Annotated in this window: 11 protein-coding genes; 8 read left to right on the top strand and 3 right to left on the bottom strand. The window is 43.4% G+C overall.

What is annotated here, in order from left to right; all coding sequences use genetic code 11:
- Positions 1-215 precede the first annotated feature (215 nt).
- Both G9Q97_RS16185 and G9Q97_RS16180 read right to left on the bottom strand, forming a co-directional pair.
- Positions 216-587: a hypothetical protein gene (locus G9Q97_RS16185; protein ID WP_166148606.1), complete on the bottom strand. Its 372-nt coding sequence runs from the start codon at positions 585-587 to the stop codon at positions 216-218.
- A 6-nt stretch (positions 588-593) separates the two neighbouring features.
- Entirely contained in the window at positions 594-794 is a 201-nt protein-coding gene (locus G9Q97_RS16180; RefSeq protein WP_166148605.1) for a hypothetical protein, read from the bottom strand.
- A 715-nt stretch (positions 795-1,509) separates the two neighbouring features.
- Between G9Q97_RS16180 and G9Q97_RS16175 the strand changes: the two genes are divergently transcribed.
- On the top strand, positions 1,510-2,805 hold the full coding sequence (locus G9Q97_RS16175) for an amidohydrolase (protein ID WP_166148603.1): 1,296 nt from the start codon (positions 1,510-1,512) through the stop codon (positions 2,803-2,805).
- A gap of 76 nt (positions 2,806-2,881) precedes the next feature.
- Here the strand turns inward: G9Q97_RS16175 and G9Q97_RS16170 are convergent, their stop codons facing one another.
- A complete protein-coding gene (locus G9Q97_RS16170) occupies positions 2,882-3,400 on the bottom strand; it encodes a DinB family protein (RefSeq protein ID WP_246255726.1) in 519 nt (172 codons plus the stop codon).
- A 674-nt stretch (positions 3,401-4,074) separates the two neighbouring features.
- On the opposite strand from G9Q97_RS16170, the gene G9Q97_RS16165 reads away from it, so the two are divergent.
- From G9Q97_RS16165 to G9Q97_RS16135, 7 genes are all read left to right on the top strand, one after another.
- Positions 4,075-7,245 (top strand): SusC/RagA family TonB-linked outer membrane protein, encoded by a 3,171-nt coding sequence (locus G9Q97_RS16165; protein ID WP_166148601.1) that lies wholly within the window; start codon positions 4,075-4,077, stop codon positions 7,243-7,245.
- A 13-nt stretch (positions 7,246-7,258) separates the two neighbouring features.
- On the top strand, positions 7,259-9,028 hold the full coding sequence (locus G9Q97_RS16160) for a RagB/SusD family nutrient uptake outer membrane protein (RefSeq protein ID WP_166148600.1): 1,770 nt from the start codon (positions 7,259-7,261) through the stop codon (positions 9,026-9,028).
- Between the two features lie 154 nt (positions 9,029-9,182).
- A complete protein-coding gene (locus tag G9Q97_RS16155; RefSeq protein WP_166148598.1) occupies positions 9,183-10,586 on the top strand; it encodes a neutral/alkaline non-lysosomal ceramidase N-terminal domain-containing protein in 1,404 nt (467 codons plus the stop codon).
- A 225-nt stretch (positions 10,587-10,811) separates the two neighbouring features.
- Positions 10,812-12,155, top strand: coding sequence for a DegT/DnrJ/EryC1/StrS family aminotransferase (locus tag G9Q97_RS16150; protein WP_166148596.1), 1,344 nt, complete (start codon positions 10,812-10,814; stop codon positions 12,153-12,155).
- A gap of 37 nt (positions 12,156-12,192) precedes the next feature.
- Positions 12,193-13,557 carry a neutral/alkaline non-lysosomal ceramidase N-terminal domain-containing protein gene (locus G9Q97_RS16145; RefSeq protein WP_166148594.1) on the top strand — a complete coding sequence of 455 codons (1,365 nt, stop codon included), beginning with the start codon at positions 12,193-12,195 and terminating at the stop codon, positions 13,555-13,557.
- 330 nt (positions 13,558-13,887) lie between these two features.
- Positions 13,888-15,291, top strand: coding sequence for a neutral/alkaline non-lysosomal ceramidase N-terminal domain-containing protein (locus tag G9Q97_RS16140; protein WP_166148592.1), 1,404 nt, complete (start codon positions 13,888-13,890; stop codon positions 15,289-15,291).
- 31 nt (positions 15,292-15,322) lie between these two features.
- A complete protein-coding gene (locus G9Q97_RS16135; RefSeq protein WP_166148591.1) occupies positions 15,323-16,642 on the top strand; it encodes a hypothetical protein in 1,320 nt (439 codons plus the stop codon).
- Positions 16,643-16,664: the final 22 nt, after the last annotated feature.

Raw genomic sequence — 16,664 nt, 5'->3', positions numbered from 1 at the left:
GAAAACCTCATGAAAAGAATGGTAGAAAAACCACCATACCCTTACAAAGAATTTTATTTATCATACGCCTAGTTCAATTAATTAATATTTGAAAAAACAATTTTAATTAGATAGACAACATTATTTAAATTTAATTAATGAATTTTTAATTGTATTATAATGCGGTAAGGGATTAGTTTTTCGAGAGGGTGTTATATGGTGTCGTAGTGGATAAATTAAGAAATACCCAAGCCCTTGAAAATATGTGGATGGGTAAGACCCCCGTGCCACAATATTTTTTTTGACCGCACGGCCGACCTGCCCAACACGCCTTTTTTACTGGCTATCACCGATAAGGTGATTTTATCTTCAAGTGCTGTCAGCAGCTTTCCGGAACATTCTGTGCTGAATAGCTCTACCATGCTTGCTCTGAGCTGTCCAAAAGCATTTTTCCAATTGTATTTATATGCCCATTTTCTATTTTTTGTATTCTTCTTTTTTCCTACAGAAGCGGCGATTCCAGCCAATAATACCATATTCATCACAAGCACATGGGAATAATACTCCTGAAAGATGTTTTCGGGTTTCCTGCAGCCGAACTCTTCCAATTTAATTTATGGTTTAAGATTCTTGATCCCTTCTTCCACACCCCATCTCATTCCATAAAGTTTCACCAGATCTTTGGTTTTGGATGATTCCAAAGCGACCGGGCTGCTGACCAGAAATTCGGTTTCACCGGTATCAAGAACTGCCATCGAGGCGCAAACCAACCCTGGATCCAACCTTCCAGCTGTTTCCCACTGTAATTGTATCATAATCAAGGAATATTCGGGCAAGGGACTTTTTTGGATTGTTGGAAACTACACCGAAATTTCCCATAATCTGCCTGGAAGTGGGCAAGTTTAGCGTACTGCCATCTCCGGCAAGAACCCGGTATCCCTTCCAACTTGTCGTAGATAAGCGATTGTAAGCTTCTGAACAGATATAACAAAGGTCGGAAAAGAATACCGGGTCAATTTTGTATCTCGCTTGACAGAAAGCCCTGCCTGTGACCGGTTCCTTTTCTAACCGAGAAAGTACTTTTGCACTGTCAAATTCTACGGAACCCTTGAACAGATGGAGTATTGATAGCACAACAGTTTGAAAGTGGAGTGGGGAAGTTCTGAAAAAATGAGCAGGATCCGAACAGTAAACGTTTTGATTTCCACGGGAATAAAATTTACAGAATTTTTTTTCGGACAACCGTAAGATATATCCTTTAGTGTTTGGTTGGTATTTTGTGCCTGAATGTTAATGTGTTTAAGACAGCTTTAAGTTATTTAAAGCGGGCCGGTTTTTATAAGGAAAATCGGCTTTTATTTTGGCGCTAAGGGCATTTTTTTCTTAACTTAATAGCATTGGAGAGTAGAAGTATGGGACGTAGCGGCCAATGGTGCGTTCACTCAATTTATCTGGCTGGAATAATTCATAATATAATTAACATTGGCAGGCGAAACTTATTAAATTTGATTCCAACGAAAACCAATACCGATGAACAAAATTACATTAACCATACTATTCCTTTTTTCTTTTCCCCTGGCACATGCGCAGTCCGGATTACAGGACCGGATCAACAAGAATGCAATGGCTGTGGAGCAGCAAGTCATTGAATGGAGAAGGGATTTTCACGAGCATCCCGAACTGGGCAATGAAGAAACCCGAACAGCCGGCATTGTGGCAGATCACCTGAAGAGCTTAGGTATGGATGTGACCGAAGGGCTGGCCGTGACCGGTGTTGTCGGAGTTTTGAAAGGAGGTCAAGCCGGTCCCACTGTGGCCATCAGGGCGGATATGGATGCTTTACCGGTAACTGAGCGCAATGATTTGCCCTTCAAATCTCAGGTTACCACCAATTACAATGGGCAGGAATCGGGGGTGATGCATGCCTGTGGGCATGATTCCCATGTGGCCATCCTGATGGGCGTAGCAGAGGTGCTGGCGGGCATGAAGGATGACCTTAAAGGAACGGTCAAATTTATATTTCAGCCGGCTGAAGAGGGATTGGAGGACAAAACAGTGGAAAGCTGGGGAGCCAAACAGTTGGTAGAAGAGGGAGTAATGGATGATGTGGATGCTATTTTTGGCTTGCATATCAATTCACAAACACCTGTGGGAGTTATTAAATATAAGCCCGGGCCCTCCATGGCCGCAGTGGACAATCTGGAAATTCAGGTCAAAGGCAGACAGGCGCATGGTGCCTATCCCTGGTCTTCCATTGACCCTATCGTAACATCTTCTCAAATCGTGATGGGTTTGCAGACCATTGTTAGCCGGAATGTGAAAATCATAGAAATCCCTGCCATAGTCACCATTGGTGCCATCCATGGCGGAGTAAGGCACAATATCATTCCGGAGGAAGTAGAAATGATCGGAACGATCAGGACTTACAGTGAAGCCCAGCAAACGCTTATTCACAGGAGAATCAGGGAAATCGGGGAAAATATTGCAGAGAGTGCCGGCGCCACTGCAGAGATAAACATAAAAAAAATGTATCCCGTCACCTTTAATGATCCCGAATTGACAGCTATGATGTTACCAAGCCTGGAAAAGGTAGCCGGAAAGGATAATGTTTGGTTACATGATCCGGTGACTGGAGCAGAAGATTTTAGCTTTTACCAAAAGGAAAAACCTGGCTTGTTTATTTTTCTGGGCGGAATGCCGGCAGATGCAGACCCGGAAACAGCCCCCTCTCACCACACTCCGGATTTTTACCTGGATGAAAGCGGATTTGTGTTGGGGGTCAGGGCATTGAGCCAACTGGCCGTGGACTATATGGGTATGAATTAAGGTAGGCTTGGTATTGAAATAGAAAGAAAACCCGAAAGGAAACTTATCCCCTTTCGGGTTTTTTTCATTTAACGACCTAAAGGCCCCTGAAGGCTGGAGGTTGGATGCCGTTGGCGCGGATATAGGAAATGGCCGCTCCCCTGTGGTGTGTGGTGTGGTCGTCCACAAGACCCACCATCTGGCGGCGGGTAATTTTACCTGCAAATGAATCAATTTCTTCTTCCATCTCCTCCTGACTGAGGGAGGCAATGGTTTTTTTTCCATAATCATAGCATTGATTGATGAAAGCACTCATTTGTTCTTTGGTTTGAGGCTCTACTTTATGGTCAAAGCCCATTTCTTCACCCATTAAAAAGCCCTGACAAATAGAAGCCATGGCTCCCCCAATGTGGGTTATCTGTTCTTTAAATGACATGGCTGATTCGTGGGGTTTGTAATCCAATAAATCGTTCGGCATGGTTTCTATGGCTTCCAGGGTAAAGGCGCGGCTATTTTCCCATTTGGCCATAAATTCTTCCATGGTAGTTTGTGCATGGGCTTGCCCCATTGCACACTGGAAGATGAATACAGCAAAAATTACATTTAATTTTTTCATAGGTTTTTGATTTGGTTAGAATATAAAGTTCGACAAAAAAACTTAAACTCAGACTAAACTTGTCCGGAATAAAATTGATACAACAAAGGGTAACAGTTGTGAAATTCCAATCCAGCAATTGGCAAATCAAATTGGCGGAGAATTTAATTTCATTTTGATTCAGGACCAGTAGATAAATAACGGAACCTGAGGTTTTACGCTAACAGAAGTTTTAGGTTATAAAACCTATTTTAGTGAAACTGTAAGGTTCAGGTAACAGGTGCCGGTAGTAAATGATTTAAATATGGTGATTTTTCACCATTAAAATAAGAAGATCTTGATTATTTGACTTTTTGAATGACACGTGGCCAAACTGCATTTTCCCGGATTGTGCTTGGTGCATTGGTCCCAAATCTAAAATTTTGCATACCTTATCGTAATTATTATTCATGGTATATTTTTTCTAAGTAGAACCTCAATTTGAGCGGTATTTTTAAATCAAATATTATTCTTTATTGCATGAATTTATCAGCCATGTTTGAAGGAAGCTAAAAATTATAAATTTTCTATAATGAATAGATCCTAAACATTTTGATGTTGCCCAATAAAATTTTATTTTTAAGGTAACGTACACGTAAAGAATACCCACCATACCAAAATAGCTTTTAATCATTGATCCTTTAACGCACTACATCATGAAGCAAAATTACAGATCACAAAACAATTCAGAGAAAAGGTTGTCGGACTTTTGCAAATGGGGTAAACCTCAAAAGCCTCCAAAAGTCTTGGTTTATTACCTTCTTGCCATAGCCTTATTTTGGTTTTCCGGTAATATTGCTACCGCCCAGCAAGGGCAGCAAATTTCCGGTCAGGTTTTCGATAATTCTACCAAAGAAAGCTTACCAGGAGTTAATATCTTGATAAAAGGGACGTCCTTGGGAACGGTAACCGATATCGATGGTTCTTATTCCATCAGGGTTCCGAATGAAGATTCGGAATTGATTTTTTCATTTGTAGGGTATTTGACTCAGGAAATAAGGGTAGGCAACCGAACTACCATCAATGTGGACCTTGTCGCCGATCAGGCACAGTTGGAAGAGGTAGTGGTCGTTGGGTACGGAACGGTTAAGAAAAGTGACCTTACCGGGTCTGTCGTCAGGGTGGACCCCGAATCTTTTAAAAACCAAAGCAATGTGCAGCTAACAGATATGCTGGCGGGAACCGTTGCAGGGTTCAATGCCAATCAGGGGACTTCTGCCGCAGGAGGGAGTTCGCTGGAAGTAAGGGGACCTACTTCCCTGAGTGCAGGTACCGAACCACTGGTGGTTTTGGATGGGGTGATTTTTAACGGAAGTCTTCGGGATATTAATCCCAATGATATTGAATCCGTGGATATTCTCAAAGATGCCAGTTCGGCAGCGGTATTTGGTGCCAGGGCTGCTTCAGGGGTGATCCTGGTGACGACCACCAGAGGTAAAGCAGGGGCACCTACCATTAATTTCACCACCAAGTTGGGGGTGGCCGGACCCACAAATGATGATTTTGCCGTTCGAGGTCCGCAGGGCTATCTTGATTTTCGAAGAGATTATTTCAGGACACTGGGCCAGGCCCAGCCGGATTACCATTGGTTCAATCCCGAAGAATTGCCTGAGGGCGTTACCCTGGAGCAGTGGAGGGCATCTAATAACAATCCCAATCCTGATAACACCAGAGAATGGCTTTCCAGGTTGAATTTTTTCCCGGATGAAGTGGAGGCCTATCTGGCCGGAGAAACCATCAATTGGAGGAATGAAGTGATGAAGCCCGGTATGCGGCAGGAATATGACCTGAGTATAGGAGGCGGTACAGAAAAAATCAAATATTACTGGTCTTTGGGATACCTGGACAATGAGGGGATTATTGTGGGAGATAAATTTTCCACGATCCGTTCCAGGATCAATTTTGATTTCGAGGTGACTGATTGGATGAAAGTGGGTTTGAATTCCCAGTTTTCTTCCAGGGATGAAAGCGTGGTTCAGGCCAATTTGACAGGGATGTACCAAACAGGTCCATATGCCCAAATGTATGAGGAAGATGGATCTATAAAATGGTTTCCTCATGGCTATATCGGCGGTCAAAATCCATTGATCAATTACCTGGGACAGGATAGATTTCACAAGCGGAATAATTTTTTCAATACCTTGTTTGCCGAGTTCAAACTCCCATTTGGCATTACTTTCAGGTCTTCTTACCAACCCCGGATCGAAAGCATAAGGGATTACAATTACTGGTCTCCTGAGACCATTGTAGGAGGACAGGATTATGCCGGAGGAAGGGCAACCCGGTTTGAATCCAATACTTACGAATGGATGGTAGATAACCTGCTGAAGTGGAATAAAACATTCGGTATTCACAATTTTGATGTCACCATCTTGTACAACCTGGAAAAAAACAGGATATACAGTTCGAGCATGGCCAACCAAACCTTTCTACCCAGTGCTATTCTAGGGTACCATGGGATGCAGTTTGGAGGCGATCCAACGATCGAAACAGACGATATTACCTATACCGGAGAAGGTTTAATGGGAAGGTTAAACTACACGCTGAAGGAAAAATATTTGTTTACAGGCTCCATACGAAGGGATGGTTTCAGTGCCTTCGGTAGGGAAAACCCCAGGGCCATATTTCCTGCATTGGCATTTGCGTGGCAAATTTCAGATGAAGCGTTTTACAATTCAAGCTTGATTGACCAACTTAAAATGAGGTTGTCCTGGGGAATAAACGGTAACCGGGATATTGGCCCATATTCTTCATTTGCCCAAATGGGGAGCAATCAATATTATAATGGATCTCAGGTTCAGATGGGAATATTCACATCTACGCTTTCCAACCCGGGGCTTTCATGGGAGGAAACAGAATCTTATAATTTTGGCTTTGATATCGGAATATTGGCCAATCGTATCAATCTGACCTTGGATTATTATGACATGAGTACGGTGAACCTGTTGGTAGACCGCTCTTTGCCTAGGGTTACGGGATTCGAAAATGTGACCACCAACATAGGAGAGTTGGCCAACAGGGGTTTTGAGGCCACCCTGGGAGCGGTAGTGATCAACCGACCTGGATTTAATTGGAGGACCAATATCAATTATTCCATGAACAGGAATGAAATCATTTCTTTATTTGGAGACACAGGTGAATATACCCTTCAAGGACAGACAATCTCTGGTGAAATACCTGATTTTGAAAATGAATGGTTTATAGGTCAGCCCATAGATGTGGTCTGGGATTATGATATTTTGGGTACCTGGCAGGTGGAAGAGGCTCAGGAAGCTGCTGAATACAACCTTAGTCCCGGAGATATAAAAGCCACTGATGTAGATGGCAATGGTGTTTATGAGGCTTTACAGGATAAAAGGTTTATTGGATTCAGCCAACCAAGGCACAGAATCGGATTTAGAAATGATGTGACTTTTCTTAGGAATTTTACGGCTTCCCTTTTTATCAGAGCTGATCTGGGACACATGAGGGCTTTTTCTCCCTCTGTAGCGGGATGGTCTACCTTTGACAGAAGAAGTACAGCCAATTACCCCTACTGGACCCCTGACAACAGGACCAATGATTATCCCAGGCTGAGTGTCAACGATTCTCCGTTTGGCGGAGGAGTCATGCCCTATAAATCTTCCTCTTTCGTAAGAATCCAGGATTTTTCACTTTCTTATAATGTTCCGAATGCACTGTCCCAACGCTATAACATGCAAAATTTAAGGGTCTTTGGATCCGTGAGAAACTTATACACCTTTTCCAGTTGGCCAGGTTGGGATCCGGAATCAGGGCTAACACCTATGCCTAGAATTGTCACTGTTGGTTTCAATATATCACTTTAAAATTGCCAAAAAGATGAAAAAATATATCCAATCAATATTTGCATTTCCCCTGCTGCTGTTATTATTGGCAGCCTGTAATGAAGATTTTCTTGAGCCAAAACCCCTGTCTTTCTTTACCACAGACAATGTTTTTGTGGATAGGGCGGGTTTTGAAGCACTATTGGTCACTATGAGGAAGGATCTTACCCGGGAACAAACCGCTCAGAAGAACTTTATGGCCCATCAATGGGCCGCGTCGGAAGCAGGAGTGCCCTGGCTTCAAATGGATTATACTGCACTTACCCCTAATTCCGACAGGTACCAGCAGTTTGTTACACAGATCAATGATATTTTTGAAATGGTGAAGAATGCCAATGTGGCCATCACGAGAATAGATGATTTGGAATGGGCAGATCAGGACGATCGAAATGAAGTTTTGGCAGAAGCATATTGGCACCGTTCTTATTGGTACTACAGATTGATTGGGAACTATGGAGATCTACCTTTTTTAAAGGAAGAGGTGCGTGGTGTAAGGCTGGATTTCCAGAGCCACAGCAGGTGGGCCATTTTGGATCAGATCCAGTCGGATATGGAATTTGCAGTACAGCACCTGCCGGTTTCGGCAGCCCCGGGCATACCCACCAGGGGGGCTGGGGATCATTTGCTTTCCAAGATTTACCTGGCCAATATGGAATTTGACCAGGCCATTGCCGCTGCTTCCAGAGTGATTGAAGGGCCTTATGCCCTGATGACTGATCGTTTTGGAGTGGAAGCGGATGATCCCGATAAAAATGTAATCTGGGATCTTCACCGGCATGCCAATAAAAACATTGGACAGAATACAGAAACCATTTTGGCCTTTGTGGACAGATGGGAAGCACCACCAACAGCAAGGACGCCAGGCCTGTTTACCATGAGGGTGTATAATTGTTCCTGGTGGCATTCATCTATCGGGAAAGATAAAGACGGTAACCGCGGCACCATTGACGGTGGCCCCCTGTATGATTCGCTGGGAAGGGGAAACCCCGATGTCGCATTGAGTGATTGGCACAGTTATACCATCTGGGAGGAGGGTGATTTTGATTATACCAATACCCCTGATTTAAGGAGAGCCGACATCAACTGGTTTGATAGGGAGGAACTATATTATAACAATCCTGCTTCATCTCAATACATGGAGCCATTTGATCCGGAAAACATGGATATTCCTTCCGAATATTGGGCCAGGGTATACCCTTCACCATTTTACAAAATTTACGCTCCAAATGCACCGGATCAAACCAGTATTCCTATGGGAAGTAATGGCGATTGGTACATCTATCGCTTGGCAGAAACATACCTGATAAGAGCAGAAGCTTATTATTGGAAAGGTGACCTGGCCAGTGCAGCAATGGATTTGAATACCGTAAGGCAAAGGGCCAATGCCCCTGCCATAAGCCCTGCCGATGTAACCATTGATTTTATTTTTGACGAAAGGGCCAGGGAATTGTTTGCAGAGGAACCCAGACAGAATGAACTGAACAGGGTGTCTTATATTCTTGCGGCCAGGAATGAAGGAGGATATAGCCTGGAAACCCTTCATGAAAATAACTGGTACTACGACCGCGTCAGAAACCTGAATAATTTTTACGACAGGTCTGATGAAGTGATCCTTTTGGGTCAGCGACCGAGAATCATGCCTTACCATTTTCAGTGGCCCATAGATGACGATATGGTCAATTCCAACACCTTGGGAAGGATCAATCAGAACAAAGGCTACACCGGATCTGCCAATAATATACCACCATTAGAAGTAGTAGAATAAATGGTTTGTTCTTCTAAAAGCTATCCCACTGCCTGTCGCCTTTTCGGTTTTGAAGGCAGTGGGGTGTTCCGGTAACAACCATCTTTTCCAAATGACATTAAATTGTCTTGAATTGCATTTTATTCCCTGAAGCCTGTTCTATAAAAAAAATATCATGACAAAAGTCAGCCCTTATTTAACGATTTTGCTTGTTTGGTTCATAGGCTTTTCAGCAAACTTGCATCCCGCTTTTTCCAGGCAGGATTATTCAGGATGGAGAGCAGCTGTCACAAAAGTGGACATTACCCCTCAGGAGTCCATGTGGATGGCGGGATATGCTTCCAGGGACCGTCCCTCAGAAGGGGTAAGACATGCTATTTGGGCCAAAGCACTTGTTTTGGAAGATTCCATGGGAAATAGGGCGGTGTTAGTGACAACAGACCTGGTGGGTATTCGTCAGGAATTGTCCCAGAGGATCCGGGACCGGCTAATGCAGGAATATGGTTTGTCCAGAGACCAGATTATTCTCAACAGTTCACATACCCATACCGGTCCGGAAACCGATTATCGAAGGTACCAATTCCAATTGGACCAGGTACAATTGGGTAAAATCAAAAATTATGTTGAAACTCTGGAACATAAAATTGTGGCTTTGGTGGGAAATACCATGGAATCTCTTAAACCAGCTTACCTGCATGTGGAAAACGGAGTCACTCGTTTTCAGGTAAACCGGAGAAATAATAAGGAAGCCAGTCTGGTCCACCAGACAGATTTGAAAGGCCCTAATGACTATGCAGTTCCTGTCATGAAAGTGACAGATGAGGATGGAAATATGACGGCATTGGTATTTGGATACGCCTGTCACCCTACTGTTTTGTCGGACTATCAAATATCGGGTGATTATGCTGGGTTTGCCCAATTGGCTTTGGAAAAGCTTTACCCCGGAACCACCGCGCTTTTCTTTCAAGGCGCAGGTGCAGATCAGAATCCATTACCCAGACGATCTGTACCTTTGGCCCAACAATACGGTAAGGAATTGGCTGCTGCTGTAGAAAGGGTACTTTGCGAGGAAATGAAGCCTTTGGAAGGAAATTTATCCACCACTTATTCCGAAATTGACCTTACCTTTGCCAGGGCCACACCTACCAGAGCTGAATTATTGGAAATTACCGGTAATTCGTCTGGTTATCCGGAATACCTTAAACAAAATGCCAAAGTGTTGATGTCCAAACTGGACAATGGCGAATCCCTGATCACTTCCTACCCATATCCGGTGCAGGCCTGGAGATTAGGTGAACAGGCCATCTTTTCATTTGGCGGCGAATTGCTCATTGGATATGCCATTGCCCTTAAAAAGATTTTTGGTCAGGATATATTTGTAATGGGCTATTCCAATGACGTAATGGCCTATATTCCGACCAGGACGGTGTTGGAGGAAGGGGGATATGAAGGAACCCGCTCTCCCATTTTCACTACGCCTTGGGCATTCGATATTGAAGACCGGATTATTGGGGAGGCAGTGAAATTGGCGGAAAAGGTTGGGATTCAACCACAGAAATATCCTCTCACAGATCAATAAATCAAATAGAAATGAATGCAAAACTCCACCCCCACTTAATTTCTATTGGGATTTTACCCAATAACTTTCATTTTTTCTCAAACTCAGGTGCAAAAACTACTTCCAGGTTGGAAAAATAAGGAGATTCCAAAGGTAAAATGATCTGTAATCGCCATACCTTTAAAATGACCCGAAATAGGAAAGAATTGAAAGGGGTTGAAAATTCTCGAACAAAAAAATACAATTATGATTTATAAACACGATCGACGAAAATTTTTGGGTACCCTGACGCTGATGGGGGCAGGAGTGACCTTGGGTGGCTCATCCTTTTCGTATATCCCTGAAGGAAATAAAAAGCCAGCCCTTTTGGGAGGGCCAAGAGCCCATCCTGACCAATTCCCCAGCTGGCCTGTTTCCGGAAAAAGGGAAGAAGAGGGAATGGCGGAAGTATTGCAAAGCAAAAAATGGGGCAGATTAAACGGTAATGTGGTTGCCAATTTCGAAAATAAATACAAAGAATGGACAGGCGCCAAACACTGCGTGGGGGTATCCAGTGGCACCAGTGCCTTATTTACTTCTTTAGGGGTATTGGACATAGGGCCCGGGGATGAAGTCATCATTCCGGTATATACTTTTGTTGCCACCTATAACGTGGTCGTTTTAAACTATGCTTTACCTAAATTTGTAGACACGGACATAGAAACTTTTCAAATCGATACGGATAAAATCGGACAAGCGATAACCCAAAACACCAAATTAATCATGCCGGTACACATCGGCGGCTCCCCGGCCGATATGGATTCTGTTATGGATGTTGCGGAAAAACACAAAATCCCTGTCCTTGAAGATGCCTGCCAGGCTCATTTGGCCGAATGGAAAGGAAAAAAAGTAGGGACAATTGGACTGGCTGGCGCCTTCAGTTTTCAATCCAGCAAAAACCTCAATTCAGGTGAAGGGGGTGCCATCATCACCAATGATGATATGTTTGCAAATAATGCCTATAATTTTCACAATCAAAGCCGGGGAAATGATGGTGAAAACAGTAGTTATCGTTCCACCAGAGGTACCAATCTTAGGCTGACAGAATTCCAGGGCAGATTATTGACGGAACAGATGAGCAGATTACAGGAACAGGCCAACCGTCGGACCCTCAATGCCCAATACCTTACCGGCCTGTTAAAGGATATTCCCGGGATTTATCCTGCGAAATTATATCCTGGAGTCACCCAAAGTGCTTATCATCTCTACATGTTCCGTTTTGATAAAAATGCATTTGCGGAAATGCCAAAATCTAGATTTTTGGAAGCTTTATCGGCAGAAGGAGTCCCTTGTTCAGGTGGATATGGTAGGATGAATAAGGAGAATTATGTCCAGGATTTGGCCAAAAACAGACATTATTTGAATTTATATGGTAAATCGACCATGCAGGAATGGTTGGAAAACAGCAATTGTCCCCAAAATGACTTGCTATGTGAGCAAGCCGTATGGTTTGGTCAATCCATGTTATTGGGAACAAAAAAAGACATGGAACAGATTGCAGAAGCCATATTGAAAATCAGGGCCCATGCCGGAGACCTGGCGAAATCTTAATCACCATACGATGATGAATTTAAATTTGAGGTGTTTCTTGATCTGTTTTTTTTGGTGGATGATTTTATTGGGAAAATCTTCAGTGCAGCTTTTGGCCCAGGAAATGGCTGAGATGGAAACCCATATGGATATTGGGGTCAGCACCATTGACATTACTCCGGACCACCCCATTCGGTTGGCTGGATACGGTGCAAGAGAAAAAAAACCTTCGGAGGGGATCATCCATCAGTTGAATGCCAAAGCACTTGCCTTTGGCAGGGATGATCAGGGACCATCTATTCTGATCACCGTAGATTTGGTGGGGATACCTGCGATTATTACAGCAAAAGTGACCAAAAGAATAACAGAACAAACCGGAATTGAGGCCTCCCACCTGGTGATTTGTGCTTCTCATACCCATGGTGGTCCCGAAGTGGGGAATCTGCTTAATATCCTTCAATACAGGGGGGATACGTTTAGTGATTCCTTACTCAAATTGGAAGAATTGGTGGAAATATCGAGGTATACGGAACGTTTAACTGACCAACTGGTTGCAGTGGCCCTTTCTTCACTTGCAGATCGGGAGCCTGCTTTGGTATTCTGGGGGCAGGGAAGAATGGGATTTGCAAAAAACAGAAGAACGGAGGGAGGTCCGGTAGACCAATCATTCCCTTTGATGAAAATCACCGATCCAACCGGTAATTTAAAGGCCATTTTGGTGAATTATGCCTGTCATGGCACTACTTTGGGAGGGGATGTTAATCAAATTCATGGTGATTGGATGGGAGAGGCGCAATTGATGATTGAGTCGAACCATCCCGGGGTAGTTGCCATGGTGGCCATAGGTTGCGGAGCAGATGCCAACCCGTACCCGCGGGGAAAAATGGAGCACCTGCGGTTACATGCCCAAGAGGTGGCGGATAATGTGGAGCAATTGCTGACTTCCAAATTACATCCAATCATTCAACCTCCCTCCGGAAAAATTAAATGGATAAACCTGCCATTCGCCCATGTTCCGTCAGTACCGGAACTGATTGCCCAGACGGAGGATAAAACGGTCAGGGGCTATTATGCCCGTTTGGCTTTGGATAGAATTGCCAGGGGGCAGGATATCCCCAAAACGCTTTCGTATCCTGTCCAAACCTGGACTTTTGGCAATGAAATGGCCATGGTAAACCTTGCAGGTGAGGTGGTGGTGGATTATTCTCAGCGTTTAAAAAAAGAGATAGGTGCTGATAAACTTTGGATCAATGCCTATGCCAATGATGTACCCTGTTATATTGCTTCCTGTAGGGTAATCAGGGAAGGTGGATATGAAGCAGAGTCAAGTATGTATTATTATGACAAACCTTCTCCTTTCGCAGAGGAAATTGAAGAATTAATTATTAACACAGTACATGAACTTCTTCCTCCCTCATTCTAGGCCCAGGGAATTCCCGGCGGGAGTCCTTCTGGAATGCAAAAAGATACCAGTATGTAAGCTGAAAAGGAAAAAACGTTTTTTTTCCTTGTTAAAATTTACGAACCTAAATCTATGAATTGCTAAAATTACCCCGTAATTTGACTTAACATAAGTCTCTTTTGTTGCAGGAAGGTAAGCATGCTGATGGTTGAGAAGTAATCCAAAAAAATGTATGGATTTAATGGTCGGCAACATTAAAAGGATTTTTAAATCCTTATTAGAAGTCCGATTAAACGAAGCAATCAATACAATTTAAGTAATAAGTCATTAAACATATTAAAATTACTACTTATGAAAATAAATTTTTCTGTCTTTTCGGTAATTCTTATGGTTTTATTCAGTAATATTTCAGGTCAGGCACGGATTCTAGACGACCAGGCGTCTTTGCAATGGAAAGCAGGGGTATCCAAAATTGACATTACACCCAAAGAGCCAATCTGGATGGCAGGTTATGGTGGTAGGGACCATCCTTTTGAAGAAGTGATACATCCCATTTGGATAAAGGCCCTTGCCCTGGAGGATGCTTCCGGAAAACAAGCTGTTCTGATTACAGCAGATCTATTGGCCATGCCAAAAGCGCTTTCAGACCGGATAAGACTGGGACTAAAAGAAAGGCATGGACTAAGCGAAGCTCAGATCATTATCAACAGTTCCCATAGTCATTCCGGCCCGGTATTGGAGAATTCGCTTTCTGATATTTATCCCATGAACGAGGCCCAGAAGCAGCAGGTGAGCCATTATTCCGATGCCCTGGTAGATAGCATGATTCGATTAGTGGATGAGGCTTTCGGCGCCCTCCGGCCAGCTCATTTGTATGTAGAAAATGGGGTCACCAGATTTCAGGTAAACCGCAGAAACAATCCAGAAAATCAGTTGGAAAGTATTGCTGACCTCAAAGGACCCAATGATTACGCTGTGCCTGTCATTAGGGTGAACGAAGAAGGAGGAGACATTATGGCCATTGTTTTTGGTTACGCCTGTCACCCTACTGTCCTGGGCGATTACCGGCTTTCTGGTGATTACCCCGGATTTGCTCAGATCGAACTGGAGAAAAATTATCCAGGGGCAACAGCCTTATTTTTTCAGGGTGCCGGAGCTGATCAAAACCCCCTACCCAGGAGGACCGTATATTTGGCCCAACAATATGGCAAAAGTTTGGCGGCTGCAGTGGAAAGGGTATTAAGTGAAGACATGAAACAATTGGAGGCTACCATGCAGACGGCTTATGCAGAAGTAAATTTAGAATTGACGGAGGCGCCTAGCATGGAGGCACTTTCTAAATTTATTGAATCTGCTTCTGGCTATCAGAAAAGATGGGCGACGCGCTTGGAGGAAGAAAGAAGTAGAGGAATGGAAACGATCAAATCATATCCCTTTCCTGTTCAGGTATGGAAGTTGGGAGATCAGCCCATCATGACTTTAGGAGGGGAAACCGTCATTTCCTATGCCATTGAGCTAAAAAAGATCTTTGGCCCCGATATTTTTGTAATGGGCTATTCCAATGACGTGATGGCGTACATCCCCTCTACCACCATTCTCAGAGAAGGTGGTTATGAGGGTGCCTCTTCCCAAATGGTGTATGGTCTGCCAAGTACCTGGGCTTCAAATATAGAAATTGACATCCTTCACGAATTCCTTCGCCTTGCCGATCAGGTAGGTGTTTCCCGGTTAGAATCAAGCTTGATACCTGATTAATCCAACCATATATCCATTTCAATTTGATTGAATGACAAATAGAGAAGCAACCAAATCTAAAAATACTGATCAGCCCGCCAAATATTTGGAGGCGAAAAAGTATTTTTCAGGATTTAAATTGGCCCATGATACCTACAATGCCATTTCATGTGCAAGTGATGGCAATATTTATTACATATTGTCTTCTGAATCCATTGAATCTGGAGGCCGGTTTTACGTTTATAAGCCAAGGGAAAACAAGATTGAATTTATCGGTGACTTGACTGAATTGTGCAGAGAGAAGTACTTAAAAGCCATTCCCCAAGGCAAAAGTCATGTTGAATTCTATGAAAAAAATGGAAAATTGTATTTCAGTACGCATGTTGGTTTTTATGAATTAATAGATGGAATGGACCGCTTGCCTGAAAACCCGCCTGCAGGGTATGAAAAATACCCTGGTGGACATATTTTATCCTATGACCTGATTACCAGAGAAGTGGAGAATTTGTTGCTGGTGCCTGGTGGAGAAGGGATAGTATCGATGACCATGGATAAGGAGCGAGGGCATATTTACGGAATTACCTGGCCCACTGGACGTTTCATTCACTTCGATCTCCAAACGAAGGCCTTTCATGATATTGGATTGGTTTCAGGACTTGGTGAAGCAGGTACACCAGGAAAGGATTTCCGGACCCTTTGTCGTTCCTTGTTTGTTGATCCCAGGTCTGGCAAAGTTTATTTTTCTACAGCCGAAGGGGATATCTATTGGTACGATGCCCAACAAAAGACCCTGACTGCGGAGGAAGAGGTGAATCTTCGTTTGGATTATTTTGGCCTGTACGATCCAACCCAACCAGGCAGTATGGCTTATAATTGGAGGAAGATTTTCTGGCATGAACCAGAAGGTGTTGCTTATGGAATACATGGGAACTCCGGTTACCTGTTTCGGTTTGATCCTTTGAAAAAAAATATTGAGATTGTTGAAAGAATTGTTTCTGAGCCTTCCCGAAAAAGCGGTATGTTTGATCAATTCAGTTACGGGTATTTGGGCTTTGAACTTTGCAAAGAGAATGATACCATATATTACCTGACCGGAGGTCCCATTTATAAGAATGGTAAATTGGTCCGGGGGGTCGAAAAAATAGCAAAAGGAGCTGCCAAAGGATTGGAAAACCTCCACCTGGTCACCTTTCATATTGTCAGTAAACATTATTTCGATCATGGTCCCGTTCTGTATCCAGACGGTTCCATCCCTACCTACGTCAATTCAATTGCCATCGGGAAAGACGGATATATTTATACCCTGGCCAGGTGGGAACATGAAGGAAAGATCATCCAGGATCTGATAAAAATTAAAAACCCATTACAATGATGATTCTCATTGAATGGATTTA

Source organism: Cyclobacterium plantarum (assembly GCF_011290685.1).
Lineage (GTDB): Bacteria > Bacteroidota > Bacteroidia > Cytophagales > Cyclobacteriaceae > Cyclobacterium > Cyclobacterium plantarum.
Note: the sequence above shows the minus strand (reverse complement) of the source record. Positions and strands in the feature narration are given on the sequence as shown.

Coding starts and splice junctions, on each gene's coding strand:
- G9Q97_RS16180 (WP_166148605.1), bottom strand. CDS start 794: ATGATACAATTACAGTGGGAAACAGCTGGAAGGTTGGATCCAGGGTTG.
- G9Q97_RS16175 (WP_166148603.1), top strand. CDS start 1,510: ATGAACAAAATTACATTAACCATACTATTCCTTTTTTCTTTTCCCCTG.
- G9Q97_RS16170 (WP_246255726.1), bottom strand. CDS start 3,400: ATGAAAAAATTAAATGTAATTTTTGCTGTATTCATCTTCCAGTGTGCA.
- G9Q97_RS16165 (WP_166148601.1), top strand. CDS start 4,075: ATGAAGCAAAATTACAGATCACAAAACAATTCAGAGAAAAGGTTGTCG.
- G9Q97_RS16160 (WP_166148600.1), top strand. CDS start 7,259: ATGAAAAAATATATCCAATCAATATTTGCATTTCCCCTGCTGCTGTTA.
- G9Q97_RS16155 (WP_166148598.1), top strand. CDS start 9,183: ATGACAAAAGTCAGCCCTTATTTAACGATTTTGCTTGTTTGGTTCATA.
- G9Q97_RS16150 (WP_166148596.1), top strand. CDS start 10,812: ATGATTTATAAACACGATCGACGAAAATTTTTGGGTACCCTGACGCTG.
- G9Q97_RS16140 (WP_166148592.1), top strand. CDS start 13,888: ATGAAAATAAATTTTTCTGTCTTTTCGGTAATTCTTATGGTTTTATTC.
- G9Q97_RS16135 (WP_166148591.1), top strand. CDS start 15,323: ATGACAAATAGAGAAGCAACCAAATCTAAAAATACTGATCAGCCCGCC.